This is a genomic window from Nakamurella multipartita DSM 44233 (assembly GCF_000024365.1).
Taxonomy (GTDB): domain Bacteria; phylum Actinomycetota; class Actinomycetes; order Mycobacteriales; family Nakamurellaceae; genus Nakamurella; species Nakamurella multipartita.
In genome coordinates this window covers 4,769,560-4,784,349 of record NC_013235.1, presented here as the reverse complement: position 1 = coordinate 4,784,349, position 14,790 = coordinate 4,769,560, and the positions used below count along the sequence as shown (strand labels likewise).

Sequence of the window (14,790 nt, the reverse complement as noted above, 5' to 3'; positions counted from 1 at the left end):
ACGGTACTGTGCCGGATGTGTCCGTCCCCGCCTCCACCCCGACCGTGCCCGCCGCCCGCTTGGACCTTCGGTCCGACCCGGCCCAGCTGACCGCGACCCTGGTCGACATCCCGTCGGTGTCCGGCACCGAGGGGCCGATCGCCGACGCCGTCGAGGCCGCGTTGCGGGCGCTGCCGCACCTGCAGGTGCAGCGGCTCGGCAACAGCGTGCTGGCCCGGACCGACCTGGGCCGGCCGACCCGGATCATGCTGGCCGGCCACCTGGACACGGTGCCGATCGCCGACAACGTGCCTTCCCGGCGGGACGGCGACATCCTGCACGGCTGCGGGACCACGGACATGAAGTCCGGCGACGCGATGCTGCTGCACCTGGCGGCCACGCTGCCGGACCCGGCCCGCGATCTGACCTTCGTGTTCTACGAGTGCGAGGAGATCGAGTACGACCGCAACGGCCTGACCCGGATCCAGGCCGAGCAGCCGCAGTGGCTGGCCGCCGACCTGGCCATCCTGGCCGAGCCGACCAACGGCAACGTCGAGGCCGGCTGCCAGGGCACGCTGTCCGCGACCGTGACGGTCCGCGGTCGCCGGTCCCACTCGGCCCGGTCGTGGCTGGGCGACAACGCCATCCACAAGACCGGTGTCGTGATGGACCGGCTCGCCGCCTGGGACGCCCGCATCGTGGACATCGACGGCTGCCAGTACCGGGAGGGCCTGAACGCGGTCGGCATCACCGGCGGTGTGGCCGGCAACGTCATCCCCGACGAGTGCACGGTCCGGGTCAATTTCCGGTTCGCGCCCGACCGCAGCCCGGACGAGGCGGCCACCACCCTGGTCGAGCTGTTCCCCGAGTTCGAGGTGACCGTGCTGGACGTGGCCGCGGGGGCCCTGCCAGGTCTGTCGGCGCCGGCCGCCGCCGAGTTCGTCGTCGCCGCCGGCGGCCGGGCCCAGGCCAAGTTCGGCTGGACCGACGTCGCCCGGTTCGCCGCGCTGGGCATCCCGGCGGTCAACTACGGACCCGGCGACCCGTCCCTGGCGCACACCCGCGAGGAGCACGTCAGCATGAGCCAGATCCGCGAGATGACCGACGTGTTGCGGCGGTTCCTGGCCGGCTGACCGGGCCGGCCGGGCGGACGGTGCGGCGGGCGGGCGGTGACGCACCGGTGAACCGGGGGCCAACGATCACCGCCGGTGGGCGGGGCGCCCGCGACGGACGCGGGGCGTCACTACTGTGGCACGGGTGACTGAATTCGAGGATCCACCGGCGCCCACGCCGGACGGCCAGGAACCGGAGAGGTTCAAGGGACCGGTCCGGCTGCGGGGCGACCAGCGATACCAGACCACCAGCACCACCGACCAGCGTCTGCTGGATTCGCGCGGGCCCAGCGACTGGGTGCATACCGACCCCTGGCGGGTCCTGCGCATCCAGGCGGAGTTCGTCGAGGGGTTCGGCGCGCTGGCCGGGTTGCCCCGGGCGGTGTCGGTGTTCGGCAGCGCCCGCACCAAACGGGGCACGAAGTACTACCAGAAGGCCGAGGAGATCGGCGCCGCGCTGGCCGAGGAGGGCTTCGCCGTCATCACCGGCGGCGGCCCCGGGATCATGGAGGCCGCGAACAAGGGCGCCAAGAAGGCCGGCGGCCTGTCGGTCGGGCTGGGCATCGAGCTGCCGTTCGAGCAGGGGCTCAACCGGTATGTCGATCTGGGCATCAACTTTCGCTACTTCTTCGCCCGCAAGACGATGTTCGTCAAGTACTCGCAGGCCTACATCTGCCTGCCCGGCGGGTTCGGCACCCTGGACGAGCTGTTCGAGGCGCTGACCCTGGTGCAGACCAAGAAGGTCACCAAGTTCCCGGTGGTGCTGTTCGGGTCGGAGTACTGGGGCGGCCTGGCCGAGTGGATCCGCACCTCGGTGGCCGAGGCCGGCAACATCTCACCCCCCGACCTGAACCTGCTGCACGTCACCGACGACGTGGACGACGCCATCCGGGTCGTGCACGACGCCTATGCGGCCTGGGAAGCCGCCCACTGACCGCCCTGGCGGCGGGGTCCTGCGTACGATTCCCCGGTCCCCGCCGCCACCGCGCCGCCGTCCCCGCCCCTGGCCGCAGCGCCGTGCCCCGATCGAGTCCGTGAACCGAGTGAGCCGATGACCACCCCGCAGACCGGCATCTTCGCCCTGGGCACGCACGCCCATTCCTACCTGGAGCTGACCCTGGAGCCGGGAGCGGACCCGCGGCAGGCGGTGGCCGTCGTGGCCGGGTTGAGCGAGCCGCGGACCACCATGGGCGGAGTCAACCTGGTGGTGGGCTTTCGCCCGGAGCTGTGGGAATCGGTCCTGCCCGGCCACGCCCCGGCCGGGCTCACCGGTTTCACCGCGCCGGTCACCGGGCCCGACGGCTTCACCATGCCGGCCACCCAACGCGACCTCTTCCTGTGGACGGCCGGGGGCTCGCGCGACGTCGTCTTCGACACCGTCACCGCCGTCATCGAGGCGCTGGCCGGCCTGGCCACGGTGACCGATGAGGTATCCGGCTGGACCTATCACCGCGACCGGGACCTGACCGGGTTCATCGACGGCACCGAGAACCCGCACCTGTCGGAGGCGGCCCGCCGGGTCCTGGTGCCGTTCGGCCGGCCCGGCGGGGGCGGCTCGGTGCTGCTGGTGCAGAAGTGGCGGCACGAGGCCGCGCGCTGGAACGCGTTGCCGGTGGCCGACCAGGAGCAGGCGATCGGCCGGACCAAGCCGGACAGCGTCGAGCTGACCGATCGCCCGGAGACCTCGCACGCGGCCCGCACCGACCAGGACGACTTCGGCAAGATCTTCCGGCGCAACACCGCCTTCGGCGACGCCCGCGAGCACGGCACCATGTTCGTCGGCTTCTGCAACCGCCGGACGCCGCTGGCCGACATGCTCGAAAGCATGGCCGGCGTGCGCGGTGGTCTGCGCGACGAATTGACCCGGTACACGACCCCGCTGACCGGCGCCTATTACTTCGTGCCCGCCCTGGACGACCTGGCGATCCTGGCGCCCCCGGACGCCGAGGACTAGTGGCCGGCGGCCCGGCCTCGGGCCCCGGGGCGGTGGGTGGGCCGAGCAGGTCGGCGCTCGTGGGAGGATGGCGCCCGTGTTGCGCTGGCTGACCGCAGGTGAATCCCATGGCCCCGCCCTGGTGGCTGTCCTCGAAGGGCTCCCGGCCGGGGTGCCGGTGACGTCCTCGGACATCGCCACCCAACTGGCCCGGCGCCGCCTCGGCTATGGCCGCGGTGCCCGGATGAAGTTCGAGCAGGACAAAGTCTCGATCCTGGGCGGCATCCGGCACGGGCTCAGCCTCGGCGGACCGGTGGCCATCGAGGTGGGCAACACCGAATGGCCCAAGTGGGAACAGATCATGTCGGCCGATCCGATCGACGAGGACGTGCTGGCCGGGCTGGCCCGCAACGCCCCGCTGACCCGGCCCCGTCCCGGCCACGCCGACCTGGCCGGCATGCAGAAGTACGGCTTCGCCGACGCCCGGCCGATCCTGGAACGGGCCTCGGCCCGCGAGACCGCGGCCCGGGTCGCCCTGGGCACGGTCGCCCAGCAGTACCTGCGCGCGGTGCTGGGCGCCGAGGTCGTCTCGCACGTGGTGTCCATCGGTGAGGCGCAGGCCGTTGCCGGTCCGCTGCCCACGCCGGCCGACCGTGACGCCATCGATGAATCGCCGGTGCGCGCCTACGACGCGCAGTCCACCGAACGGATGGTCGCCGAGATCGAGGCGGCCAAGGCCGACGGCGACACCCTGGGCGGTGTCGTCGAGGTGCTGGTCTACGGGTTGCCGCCGGGCCTGGGCTCGTTCGTGCACGCCGACCGCAAGCTCGACGCCCGGCTGGCCGGTTCGCTGATGAGCATCCAGGCGATCAAGGGGGTCGAGGTCGGTGACGGCTTCCTGACCGCCCGTCGCCGGGGCAGCGCCGCGCACGACGAGATCGACCCGACCGAGAACGGCGTCTCCCGCCGGTCCAACCGCGCGGGTGGCATCGAGGGCGGCATGACCAACGGTGAGGTGCTGCGGGTGCGGGCGGCGATGAAGCCGATCTCCACCGTGCCCCGGGCGCTGGCCACCGTCGACGTGTCCACCGGGGAACGCGCGCAGGCCATCCATCAGCGCAGCGACGTGTGTGCCGTGCCGGCCGCCGGGGTGGTCGCCGAGGCGATGGTCGCGCTGGTCGTCGCCGACGCGGTCACCGAGAAGTTCGGTGGCGACTCGGTGGCCGAGACGGTCCGCAACGTGCAGTCCTACCTGGCCGCGATCGCGGCGACCCGGCCGGCGGCTCCGGCCGCGGCGGACCGGTGACCGCCCCGGGGAGCCCAGCGGGGGAGGTGCGGCCGATCGTGGTGCTGGTCGGCCCGCCCGGGTCCGGCAAGACCTCCGTCGGCGCGGCCCTGGCCCGGCTCACCGGCCGGCAGCTGCGGGACACCGACAAGGACATCGAGACCTCCGCCGGGCGCCCGATCCCGGACATCTTCCTCACCGACGGCGAGCCGGTGTTCCGGGCGATGGAGCGGGCGGCCGTGGCCGCCGCCCTGACCGAGCACGACGGGGTGCTGTCGCTGGGCGGCGGGTCCGTGCTGGCCGAGTCGACCCGGGTGTTGCTCAAGGACCAGACCGTGGTGTTCCTGTCGGTCACCATGCCCACCGGGGTGCGGCGCACCGGGCTGGCCACCAACCGCCCGCTGCTGACCGGGGTGAACCCGCGGGCCACCTACAAGGCGCTGCTGGACGCCCGGCTGCACCTGTACCGGGAGGTGGCGACCCTGGAGGTGGCCACCGACGAGCTGACCGTCGAGCAGGTCGCCGCGGTCATCATCCAGGAGCTGAAGCTGTCGTGAGCGCACCCGTGATCGTGCCGGTCCCCTCGGGGGCGCCGTACGACGTGACCATCGGGCGGGGCCTGCTGGACGAGCTGGTGGCCGCGGCCAAGGCCACCGGAGCCACCCGCGCGGCCCTGGTCCACCCGCACACCCTGCTGCTGACCGCCGAGACCGTGCGGGACGCGTTGCGCGACGGCGGCCTGGACGCGCAGCTGCTCGAGGTGCCCGACGCCGAGGACGCCAAGAACCTGACCGTGCTGGGGTTCTGCTGGAACGTCTTCGGGCAGATCGGGCTGGACCGCCGCGACGTCGTCATCGGGCTGGGCGGGGGATCGGTCACCGACCTGGCCGGGTTCGCCGCCGCCACCTGGATGCGCGGGGTGCCGTTGATCCAGGTGCCGACCACGCTGCTGGGCATGGTGGACGCCGCGGTCGGCGGCAAGACCGGCATCAACACCGACGCCGGCAAGAACATGGTCGGCTCGTTCTACGAGCCCAGCGCGGTGATCTGCGACCTGGCCACCCTGGAGACGCTGCCCAGGCACGAGCTGGTGGCCGGGCTGGCCGAGGTGGTCAAGTGCGGCTTCATCGCCGACCCGGAGATCCTGCGGCTCATCGAGGCCGACCCCGAGGCGGCGTCCGACCCCTCGTCGCCGGTGCTGGCCGAGCTGGTGCAGCGCTCCGTCGCGGTCAAGGCGGCCGTCGTGGCGGCCGATCTGCGCGAGTCCGAGCTGCGCGAGATCCTCAACTACGGCCACACTCTCGCGCATGCGATCGAGAAGCGGGAACGCTACCGGTGGCGGCACGGAGCCGCGGTCTCGGTCGGCCTGGTCTTCGCGGCGGAGCTGGCCCGGGCGGCCGGCCGGCTCGACGACGAGACGGCGGACCGGCACCTGACCGTGCTGCACACCCTGGGCCTGCCCACCACCTACGACCCGGACGCGCTGGGCGAGCTGGTGCGGATCATGGGCTCGGACAAGAAGACCCGCGCCGGCACGCTGCGCTTCGTGGTGCTCGACGGCCTGGCCAAGCCGGCCCGGCTGGTCGGCCCGGACCCGTCGCTGCTAGCCGCCGCCTACTCGGTGATCGCCGGGCAGGGGCGGCGGTCCTCGACGATCGACCTGGGCTGAGCCGCCGCCCGAACCGCCCCCGAACCGCGTCGAGTGTGCAGAAACCGCCCTCATTCTCGGAAATAGGGGCGGTTTCTGCACACTCGGCGCCGGGGGGTGGGCCCGGGCCGGTCAGGGTGCTAGCCGACCGGTGACCGGATCGCGATCGGTGATGCAGTAGGCCGCGCCGGTGGGATCGGTGAGCACGGTGAAGTGCTTGTCGACCCGGCGCACGGCCGCGCCGAGCACCTGGTGCCGTTCGGTCTCCGCGGACCGGTCGTCACAGGCCAGGTCGAGGTGGGCGGTAGCGGGTGACCGGTCGTCCTCGACGGCCTGCACCATCAGCCGCAAGGGCATCCCGGCCGGTCGCCGCAGCGGTCGGAACGGTGCGGTCGACGGGGAGGGCGGCCAACCGGTGAGCTCGGACCAGAATGCGGTCTCCCGGTCGGCGTCGGCCGCCCGCACGTCCAGGGTCAGCTGGTCGATCAGCGAGGTGTGGGTGTCCCAGCCGGCGGGCCGGGGCCGAAGCCGGCCCGGGTGGCTGACCAGGCAGAACGTCACGCCGGCGGGAGAGGTCAGCACCACATAGCCGTGCGGGGAGGCGTGCACGAGCGTGGCGCCCAGCTCGACGGCCAACCGGGCGGCGGCGTCCGGATCGGCGACGTGCAGGTCCAGGTGCACCCGGCCGGGACCGTCGTCCAGGCGCTGCACCTTGAGGTACTCGTCGCCCTCCGACGCGGTCAGCGAGGCGAACTCGTCGTGCTCGCCGCGGGCGGGCGAGAGGGCGTAGCCGGTCACGTCCGCCCAGAAGCGCACCCCCGCCTCGAACGAACCGGGGGCGAAGTCGAGAAAGGCGGAGGTCCAGAACGGGTCGACGGGCACCGGGCCACGGTACCGCCGGGCGGACGGGGTCAGCCCTTGAGCAGCTTGACCACCTCGCGGCCGACGGCGGCGGCCGACTGCGGGTTCTGCCCGGTGACCAGCCGGCCGTCCACCTCGACGTGCTCGGACCAGGCCGGCGCCGGGACGTGGGTGGCGCCCTGCTCGGTGAGCTTGTCGGCGAGCAGGAACGGCACGGCCTCGGTGAGGCCGACGGCCGCCTCCTCCTCGTTGGTGAAGCCGGCCACGGTCTTGCCGGCGATCAACGGGGTGCCGTCGGCCAGCTTCATGTTGACCAGGCCGGACGGGCCGTGACAGACCGCGGCGAGCACGCCGCCGGACTCGTAGATGTCGCGGCCGACCGCGGCCAACGCCGTGCTGGACGGGAAGTCCCACATGGTGCCGTGGCCACCGACCAGCAGCACCGCGTCGTAGGCCTCGGGGTCGACGTCATCGAGCCGAGCGGTGTCGGCGAGCTGAGCGCTGACCTTGGAGTCGGCCAGGAACGCCCGCTGGACGTCGTCGGACTCGTCGTAGCCGTCCTGCGGCGGGGTGCCACCGGCGATGGAGGCCAGGTCCACGTCGAAACCGGCGTCGATGAACTCCTTCCACGGGTGGGCCGCCTCACCGACGTAGTAGCCGGTCTTGCGGACCCCGCCGAGGTCGTCGTGGCTGGTCAGGACAAGCAGGACGCGTGGGTCGGCCATGGTGGTGCCTCCGAGCTGATCGAGTGAGCTGATCGAGTGAGCGGATCGAACGGGCGATTCGAGCGTACGAGGTGCGGCGCGCCCGACGGGTCGTTCGGCCCTGGGAGACCAGTGCCCAGCCCGGCCATCATCGACACATGGCCCAGGCGCAGCCGCAGCCGATCACGGCGCAGGACATGATGCAGCTCGACGCCGAAGCGGCCGGAGCGCGGATGCAGTTCGCCGCGGTCATCGTGCTCGACGGCGCGCCGACGCTGGCCACGGTCCGTGCCGTGCTGGCCGCGCGATTGGCGGCGGTCCCTCGGTTGCGGCAACGGTTGATCCGGCGGCCTCGCGGCCGGCCGGTCTGGGTGCCGGTGCCGGACGTGGACCTGGCCCGGCAGGTCGACGAGGTGCCCTGTCCGGAGCCGGGGGATCGGTCCGCGCTGCTGGCCGTGGCCGCCCGGATCGTGCCGCAGCGGCTGAGCCTGGCCCGGCCGCCCTGGCGGGTCACCCTGGTCAGCGGTCTGGCCGGCGGGCGATCCGCGTTGGTGATCGTGCTGCATCACGTGCTCGCCGACGGCCTGGCCGGGTTGGCCGTGCTGGCCGCGCTGGTGGACGGACCGGCACCGGCGCCGTCCGCGCCGGATCCGGCCCGGCGCGGACCGCCTGGGCTGAGCCGGCTGCGGGCGGCCGCTGCCGAACTGCTGGGCAACGGCCTGCAAACCGCGCCGCGGTGCAGCATCAACGCCGGTCCGGTCGACGTCGGCGGGCCGCACCGGACGCTGGCGGTGGCCCAGGCCGACCTGGCCGCGGTCGTCACCGCCGCCCGGGCGGCCGGCGGCACTGTCAACGACGTGGTGCTCACCGCGGTGACCGGGGCGCTGGGCGCCGCGCTGGCCGAGCGCGGGGAGGTGCTGGACCGGCTGGTCGTATCGGTACCGATCTCCGCCCGGGTCCGCGCCGGCACCGGTGAGCTGGGTAACCGGGTCGGAGTGCTGCCGGTGAGCGTGCCGCTGGCCGGGGCGCCGGGCGACCGGCTGCCGGTGGTGGTCGCGGTGACCCGGGCGCGCAAGACCGCGATGCCGGGCGCCTCCACCGTGCTGTGGAGCCCGTTCGTCCGGCTGCTGGCCGCCGTCGGTGCCTTCGGGCCGTTCATCGAGCACCAACGGCTGGTGAACACGTTCGTCACCAACGTCCGCGGCCCGAGCCGGCCGCTGACGATCGGCTCGCTTCGGGTGCTCGAGTTGATCCCGGTGGCGCCGATCAGCGGCAACGTCGGGGTCGCGTTCTCGGTGCTGAGCTACGCCGGCCGGCTGACCATCACGGTCGTGGCCGACGCCACCCGGTGCCCGGACGGGCCGCGGGTGGCGCAGCTGTTGCAGGGCCAGCTGGCCGCGCTCACCGAGCCTGGCTGATCGCGGCCGCCGACAGCCGGGTGACCTCGTCGAACCGGTTGCGGCGCAGCAGTTCCCGATCGACCATCCAGCTGCCGCTGACCGCCGGCACCATCGGCAGGGACAGGTAATCGGTCATCGTGGCCGCCGACACTCCGCCCGAGGGCATGAACCGCAGCTGCGGGAACGGGGCGGCCAGCGCCGTGATCATGGCCGGGCCGCCCAGCAACCCGGCCGGGAAGATCTTGACCTCGTCCAGGCCGAGAGCGACCGCGGCCATCAGGTCCGAGGCGGTGGCGATCCCGGGCAGCGCGGGCACGCCCCGCTCATGGGCCCGCTCGACGACGGCCGCGGACAGGCCCGGGCTGACCACGAACCGGGCGCCGGCGTCCACGACCTGATCCACCTGGGTGGCCGTGAGGACCGATCCGGCGCCGACGTGCAGGCCGGGGAGGTCGGCGATCGCCGTGATGCCGGCCAGCCCGGCCGGGGTGCGCAGCGTCACCTCGATGACGTCGATGCCGCCGGCCAGCAGCGCCGCGGCCAGCGGGCGGGCCTGGTCGGCGGTGTCCAGCACGACGACCGGCACCACCGGGCACCGGGTCAGCAGCGACGGCCGGGTGGCCGCCGGCTCGGTGAGAGTGCTCATCAGGGTCCCTCTCGGGTCAGCGCCGCACGTCGTCGGCGTGGGGATGGGCGGCGCGGCCGAGGTCGGGCCGGTCGGGGTCGGGAGGGGGGCCGAACGAGCCGGGCCAGTCCAGGACGCCCTCCCAGTCACCGGGGGCCGCACAGACCAGCGCGCCCATCCGGGCCCCGGCGTCCAGACACGCCTTGACGTCCTGCCCGCGGACCAGCGTGGCCAGGTAGGCCCCGACGAAGGCGTCGCCGGCGCCGACGGTGTCGACGACGGTCACTGGGTAGGCCGGCACCTCGTCGATGGCACCGTCCCGCCGGGCCAGCGCGCCGTGCCGGCCGAGCTTGAGCACCACCTGGCCGGGGCCGAGCCGGGTCAGCTCGGCGGCGAGATCGGCTGCCGCGCGGAAGATGTCGTCGACCGGTTCGGGCCGGTCCAGGATCAGGGCGGCCTCGTCGGACCCAGCGAACAGCACGTCGGCCCGCCGGATGAGCGCCAGCAGGGCCGGGCGGGCCCGGTCGGCGGACCACAGCGACGACCGGTAGTTGACGTCGACGGAGACCAGAACGCCGGCCGCGCGGGCGATCTCGATCGCCCGATGGGCGGCGGCGGTCGGCCCGGGACCCAAGGCCGGGGTGATCCCGGTCAGGTGCAGCACCCCGGCGGCCGCGATCGCCGCGGCGGCCGTGTCGTCGACGTCGGCCGCGGTCATCCCGGCGGCCGCGCTACCGGCCCGGTAATAGCGCACCCGGGACGGCCACCCGCCCCGAAACTCCTTGACCAGCAGGCCGGTCGGGGCGACCGGGTCCCGGCGGGCGAGGACACGCACACCCTGGCCGCGGATCTCGCGCTCGACCAGGTCGCCGAAGTCGTCATCCCCGAGCACGCTGAGCCAGGTGCTGTCCACCCCGAGGCGGGCGGCGGCGATGGCCACGTTCGATTCGGCGCCGCCGATGCCCAGCGCGGGCGCCCCCAGGGCGGGGTGGGCGTGGCCGGGCAACGACAGGCGGACCATGGTCTCGCCGAAGGTCACCACCGACGGGTTCGACGACGAGACCATTTTTCCTCCTTGATGTTTCGGATCCGGACGGGTGTGGTTCAGGCGGCGACCCGGCTGGCGGCCGCGTCGTTCGCCGCGGTCAGGCCCGGGCGGGCCTCGCCGGGCCGGGCGTCGGTCAGGATCTGCAGGTCGCGGTTGACCGTCTCGGGGACGGTGCGGGCGACCAGGAAGCTGACCACCATGGTCAGCACCATGTAGCCGGCGACCGGGATCCAGGAGTTGAAGAACCAGGCCATCAGGCCGGCGGCGACCAACGGGGCGATGCCGCCGCCGATGATCGAGGAGAACTCGCGGCCCAGGGTGACCCCGGCGTAGCGGTAGCGGGCGCCGAACATCTCCGGGAAGAAGCTCATGGTGACCGCGGTGATGCCCTGGGCGGCCGTGATGAAGCCCAGCGCCATCACCACGATGATCCAGAAGTGCGAGCCGGTGTTGACCGCCATGAACGCCGGGAACTGGATCAGGATGGCCGCGCCGGCCAGCACCAGGAACATCCGCCGGCGGCCGAACCGGTCCGACAGCAGACCCATCAGGTAGGCCGCGGCCGAGCCGAACAGCGCGCCGTAGAGCAGCACGTTGGGCACGAAATGCTTGTCCACCCCGACGAAGGTGATCAGGTAGGAGGCCATGAAGACCTGGTAGGTGTAGGACTGCGTGCTGATGCCCCAGTTCATGAAGATGACCTTGAGCACGTTCTTGGTGCCGTGCTTGGCGACCTCCTTCAGCGGGGCCGCGTGCTCGACGTCGACCGACTTCTTCAGCTCGACGAAGATCGGGCTCTCGGCCATCTTCATCCGGATGATCCAGGCGCCCACGGTGACGAACAGGCTGGCCCAGAAGATCATTCGCCAGCCCCAGGACAGCAGGACGTCGTCCGGCAGCAGCTGCGCGAGCACCCAGGCCAGGGCGCCCAGCACGGTGCCGAATGCGGCGCCGACCATGACGAACGAGGCCAGCCGGCCGCGCTTGCCCAGCGGTGCGGTCTCGGTGAGCAGGGTGGCGCCACCGGCCTGCTCGGCGCCGGCGCCGAAGCCCTGCAGGAAGCGCAGCAGCACCAGCAGGATCGGGGCCAGCACCCCGGCCGTCTCGTAGGTGGGCAGGCAGCCGATCAGGAAGGTGGCCGCGCCCATCAGGAACAGGGTGCTGACCAGCACCCACTTGCGGCCGTACCGCTCCCCGAAGTGGGAGAAGAACAGGCCGCCCAGCGGGCGGGCCAGGAAGCCGATCGCGTAGGCCGAGAACGCGGCGATCATCCCGGCGACCGGCGAGATGCTCGGGAAGAACAGCTTGCTGAAGATCAGCGCGGAGGCGGTGCCGTAGATGATGAAGTCGTACTGCTCCAGGGCGGTGCCGACCAGGCCGGCCCAGGCGGCCCGCCGGACGTTCTTGGGATCGGCGTGCGCCACTTCGCCGGGCTTGCCGACCCGGGGTGCGATCTCGGTCATGGGAATCCTTCGGGGACAGGCGCATTCGGATGCGCAGAGGCCGGGATGGGAGTGCGGGGAGCCGGCGGAGGCCGGCGGGCGGTGCGGGGCCGTCAGGACGGGCGGTTCAGGACTCGCTGTTCAGGACTGGGGCAGGACCAGGACCTTGAGGTGCCGGGGATCGGTGCCGGGGGCCTGCACGGCCAGAGCGGCCTGGTCGAGCGGGAAGCGGCCGGTGATCAGGCGGGTGATGTCGACCGCGCCGGAGGCGGCCAGGGCGATCGCGGTGGGGAAGGCGTGGGCGTAGCGGAAGGCGGTGACCAGGTCGATCTCGTAGCGCTGCAGGTAGCCCAGCGGCAGGCCGTCGACGGTGGGCGCCGCCTGACCGACGACGGTGACCCGGCCGTGCGGCCGCACCGTGCGGATGGCCGACCACACCACCGCCGGCACCCCGGTGCAGTCCAGCACCCGGTCGTAGGTGGGTTCCTCGACCAGCGGGGCGGTGCGGGTGTTGCGGGTGTGGGTGGCGCCCAGGGCGGCGGCGACGGCCAGCCGGTCGTCGTTGACGTCGGTCACGGTGACCTCAGCGGCGCCGGCGGCCCGGGCCACCTGGGCGACCAGCAGGCCGATCGGGCCGGCTCCGGTGACCAGCACCCGGTGGCCCAGGCCCACCTGGGCCCGCCGCACGGCCCAGACCGCGACGGCCAGGGGTTCGATCAGGGCGCCGGTGACCAGGTCGATCTGGTCGGGCAGCGGGTGCACGGCCCGGGCCGGGGCCAGCAGGTACTGGGTCATCACCCCGTGGGTGGGCGGGGAGCCGAAGCACCGTCCGGTCGGGCACACGTTGTAGTCGCCCTCCCGGCAGGTGCGGCAGGTGCCGCAGCCGACGGCAGGCTCGACCGCCACCGCCGTGCCGACCGCGACCGGGGCGGCGGCGCCGGCGGCGACCACGGTGCCGGCGGCCTCGTGCCCCAGCACGGTCGGCTGGCGCAACACATTGGTGCCGTTGCGGCCGTGCGCGAAGTAGTGCATGTCCGATCCGCACACCCCGACCGCGGCCACCTGGATCAGGACGTCGTCCGGTCCCAGAGCGGGGATCGGCAGCTCGGTGGTGCGCAGGTCACCGGCGCCGTGCAGCACGGCGGCCCGGGTGGTGGTCGGCCGGGGAGCCGGGGCGGAAACCGGTCCGGTGGGCGTGCTGGTCGGCAGGGTGGTGCTGGTCATGGCGGAAACCCCTTTGTTTCGTGGCCGGTCAGGCGGAGACGGCCAGCCCGGCCGACGCGGCCTCGGCCGCCGCGGCGGACGACCCGTGGGTGGTCAGGATCGTGCGGAACTCGGCGACCCGGTCGACGAATTCCCGGTGGCCGGCCAGGTCGGTGCCGAGCAGGCCGGTGTCCAGTACCGCCTGCACGAACGGCTGCGGCGCCGGCTGGGCCGCGGCCAGGTCGGCCAGTGCGGGGCGGGCCGGATCGCTCATCGCGGCGGCGTAGCGGCCCGGCTCGAACCCGGCCGGCGGGGCGATGCACTGCAGGTAGGCGGCCACGGTCAGGGCCAGGTGGTGCGGCATCCGGCCCCGGTCCAGGTGCAGCCGGGCCGGTTCCGGGATCCGCTGGGCGAGTTTGACCGAACCGTCGGAGCCGACCTGGTGGGTGCCGTGGCCCAGCGCGGTGTTCGACCACCGCTGGAACAGCTGGGCGACGTAGCCGTCCAGGTCGACGTCGGCCGGGACCCGGACCGAGGGCAGGTAGTCCTCGACCAGCACGCTGCGGGCGGCCTGCTCGACGAACGGCTGGGCGACCGCGTCGGGGATGATCGCGCGCTCGTCCAGGGCGCCGAGATAGGCGATCAGGGAATGGGTTCCGTTCAGCAGGCGCAGCTTGAGCAGCTCGTAGGCCTCGACGTCGTCGCTGAAGACGGCGCCCCCGTGCTCCCAGGCGGGCCGGCCGGCGATGAAGTCGTCCTCCAGCACCCACATGGTGAACGGCTCGGCCGGGACCGGGATCTCGTCGCGCACGCCCAGGGCGCGGGCGACGTCCTGGCGGTACCGGTCGGTGGTCGCCGGCACGATCCGATCGACCATGCAGTTCGGGAACCGCACGGCGGTGTCGAGGTAGGAGCTCAGCTCGGCACTTTCGGCGGCCGGCAGGGCGGCGACGAACTCCCGGACCAGCCGGCCGGTGTGCTCGCCGTTGGCGGTCAGGTTGTCGCAGGACAGCACGGTGATGGGCGCGCCGCCGGCGCGCACCCGGCGCTGCAGGCCGCGGGCGATCTGCCCGATGGTGGTGCTCGGCGGGGCCCCGGCCAGGTCGCCGCGCACGCCGGGGTGGTCCAGGTCGAGGCGGTGGGTGACCGGGGAGTAGGTGTAGCCGTGCTCGGTGACGGTCAGGGTGACGATCCTGGTGCCGGGGGCGGCGATCGCGTCCAGCACCGCGTCGGGCTGGGTCGCCGCCACGAGTGCGGCGGTGTGCACGGCGGGGACCTCGACGGTGGTTCCGGCCGGCGAGATCTGCACGGTGCCGTAACGGAAGTCCTGCTCGCGCAACGAATCCGCGATGCGCGCCGAGCGGCTGGCCACGCCGGCGATGCCCCAGGGCCCGTCCTGGGCGGCCAGCGCGGCGGCGGTGTAGACGGCCTGGTGGGCGCGGTGGAAGTTGCCCAGACCCAGGTGCACGATGCCGGTCTCGAGCGGGCCGCGGTGGTGCATCAGCGCGGCCGGGGGTGTGCTGGCGGCGGTCAGCCGGGGGAGCGTCATG

The 14,790-nt window shown here is 73.3% G+C and carries 14 protein-coding genes; 7 read left to right on the top strand and 7 right to left on the bottom strand.

All coding sequences use genetic code 11. The features are described 5' to 3' along the window. The first annotated feature begins 44 nt into the window (after window positions 1-44). The 6 genes from dapE to aroB all read left to right on the top strand — a co-directional run bounded on the left by dapE (window position 45) and on the right by aroB (window position 5,978). Complete coding sequence (gene dapE, locus NAMU_RS21345; protein ID WP_041371230.1) at window positions 45-1,112, top strand: succinyl-diaminopimelate desuccinylase; 1,068 nt, start codon at window positions 45-47, stop codon at window positions 1,110-1,112. 124 nt (window positions 1,113-1,236) lie between these two features. After that, window positions 1,237-2,025, top strand: coding sequence for an LOG family protein (locus tag NAMU_RS21340; RefSeq protein WP_015749413.1), 789 nt, complete (start codon window positions 1,237-1,239; stop codon window positions 2,023-2,025). A 117-nt stretch (window positions 2,026-2,142) separates the two neighbouring features. Continuing rightward, window positions 2,143-3,045 carry a Dyp-type peroxidase gene (locus tag NAMU_RS21335; RefSeq protein WP_015749412.1) on the top strand — a complete coding sequence of 301 codons (903 nt, stop codon included), beginning with the start codon at window positions 2,143-2,145 and terminating at the stop codon, window positions 3,043-3,045. A 76-nt stretch (window positions 3,046-3,121) separates the two neighbouring features. Beyond that, a complete protein-coding gene (aroC, locus tag NAMU_RS21330; protein WP_015749411.1) occupies window positions 3,122-4,330 on the top strand; it encodes a chorismate synthase in 1,209 nt (402 codons plus the stop codon). Window positions 4,331-4,356: 26 nt separating this feature from the next. Then, window positions 4,357-4,866: a shikimate kinase gene (locus NAMU_RS21325; RefSeq protein WP_041369259.1), complete on the top strand. Its 510-nt coding sequence runs from the start codon at window positions 4,357-4,359 to the stop codon at window positions 4,864-4,866. After that, window positions 4,863-5,978 carry a 3-dehydroquinate synthase gene (gene aroB / locus NAMU_RS21320; protein ID WP_015749409.1) on the top strand — a complete coding sequence of 372 codons (1,116 nt, stop codon included), beginning with the start codon at window positions 4,863-4,865 and terminating at the stop codon, window positions 5,976-5,978. Before NAMU_RS21325 ends, aroB begins: the two co-directional genes overlap by 4 nt. A 111-nt stretch (window positions 5,979-6,089) precedes the next feature. Here the strand turns inward: aroB and NAMU_RS21315 are convergent, their stop codons facing one another. Further along, on the bottom strand, window positions 6,090-6,839 hold the full coding sequence (locus NAMU_RS21315) for a VOC family protein (protein WP_015749408.1): 750 nt from the start codon (window positions 6,837-6,839) through the stop codon (window positions 6,090-6,092). A 29-nt stretch (window positions 6,840-6,868) separates the two neighbouring features. Further along, window positions 6,869-7,543: a type 1 glutamine amidotransferase domain-containing protein gene (locus NAMU_RS21310; RefSeq protein WP_015749407.1), complete on the bottom strand. Its 675-nt coding sequence runs from the start codon at window positions 7,541-7,543 to the stop codon at window positions 6,869-6,871. A gap of 137 nt (window positions 7,544-7,680) precedes the next feature. Here NAMU_RS21310 and NAMU_RS21305 point away from each other — a divergent pair, with 137 nt between their 5' ends. Further along, entirely contained in the window at window positions 7,681-8,940 is a 1,260-nt protein-coding gene (locus NAMU_RS21305) for a wax ester/triacylglycerol synthase domain-containing protein (protein WP_015749406.1), read from the top strand. Here the strand turns inward: NAMU_RS21305 and NAMU_RS21300 are convergent. The 5 genes from NAMU_RS21300 to NAMU_RS21280 all read right to left on the bottom strand — a co-directional run bounded on the left by NAMU_RS21300 (window position 8,924) and on the right by NAMU_RS21280 (window position 14,789). Continuing rightward, window positions 8,924-9,568 carry a bifunctional 4-hydroxy-2-oxoglutarate aldolase/2-dehydro-3-deoxy-phosphogluconate aldolase gene (locus NAMU_RS21300; RefSeq protein ID WP_015749405.1) on the bottom strand — a complete coding sequence of 215 codons (645 nt, stop codon included), beginning with the start codon at window positions 9,566-9,568 and terminating at the stop codon, window positions 8,924-8,926. The genes NAMU_RS21305 and NAMU_RS21300 overlap by 17 nt on opposite strands. A gap of 16 nt (window positions 9,569-9,584) precedes the next feature. Beyond that, window positions 9,585-10,613 carry a sugar kinase gene (locus tag NAMU_RS21295; protein ID WP_015749404.1) on the bottom strand — a complete coding sequence of 343 codons (1,029 nt, stop codon included), beginning with the start codon at window positions 10,611-10,613 and terminating at the stop codon, window positions 9,585-9,587. A 38-nt stretch (window positions 10,614-10,651) separates the two neighbouring features. Continuing rightward, window positions 10,652-12,058 carry an MFS transporter gene (locus NAMU_RS21290; RefSeq protein ID WP_015749403.1) on the bottom strand — a complete coding sequence of 469 codons (1,407 nt, stop codon included), beginning with the start codon at window positions 12,056-12,058 and terminating at the stop codon, window positions 10,652-10,654. Window positions 12,059-12,178: 120 nt separating this feature from the next. After that, complete coding sequence (locus tag NAMU_RS21285; protein WP_015749402.1) at window positions 12,179-13,261, bottom strand: NAD(P)-dependent alcohol dehydrogenase; 1,083 nt, start codon at window positions 13,259-13,261, stop codon at window positions 12,179-12,181. A gap of 28 nt (window positions 13,262-13,289) precedes the next feature. Next, window positions 13,290-14,789 carry a mannitol dehydrogenase family protein gene (locus NAMU_RS21280; RefSeq protein WP_015749401.1) on the bottom strand — a complete coding sequence of 500 codons (1,500 nt, stop codon included), beginning with the start codon at window positions 14,787-14,789 and terminating at the stop codon, window positions 13,290-13,292. Between the last annotated feature and the right edge of the window lies 1 nt (window position 14,790).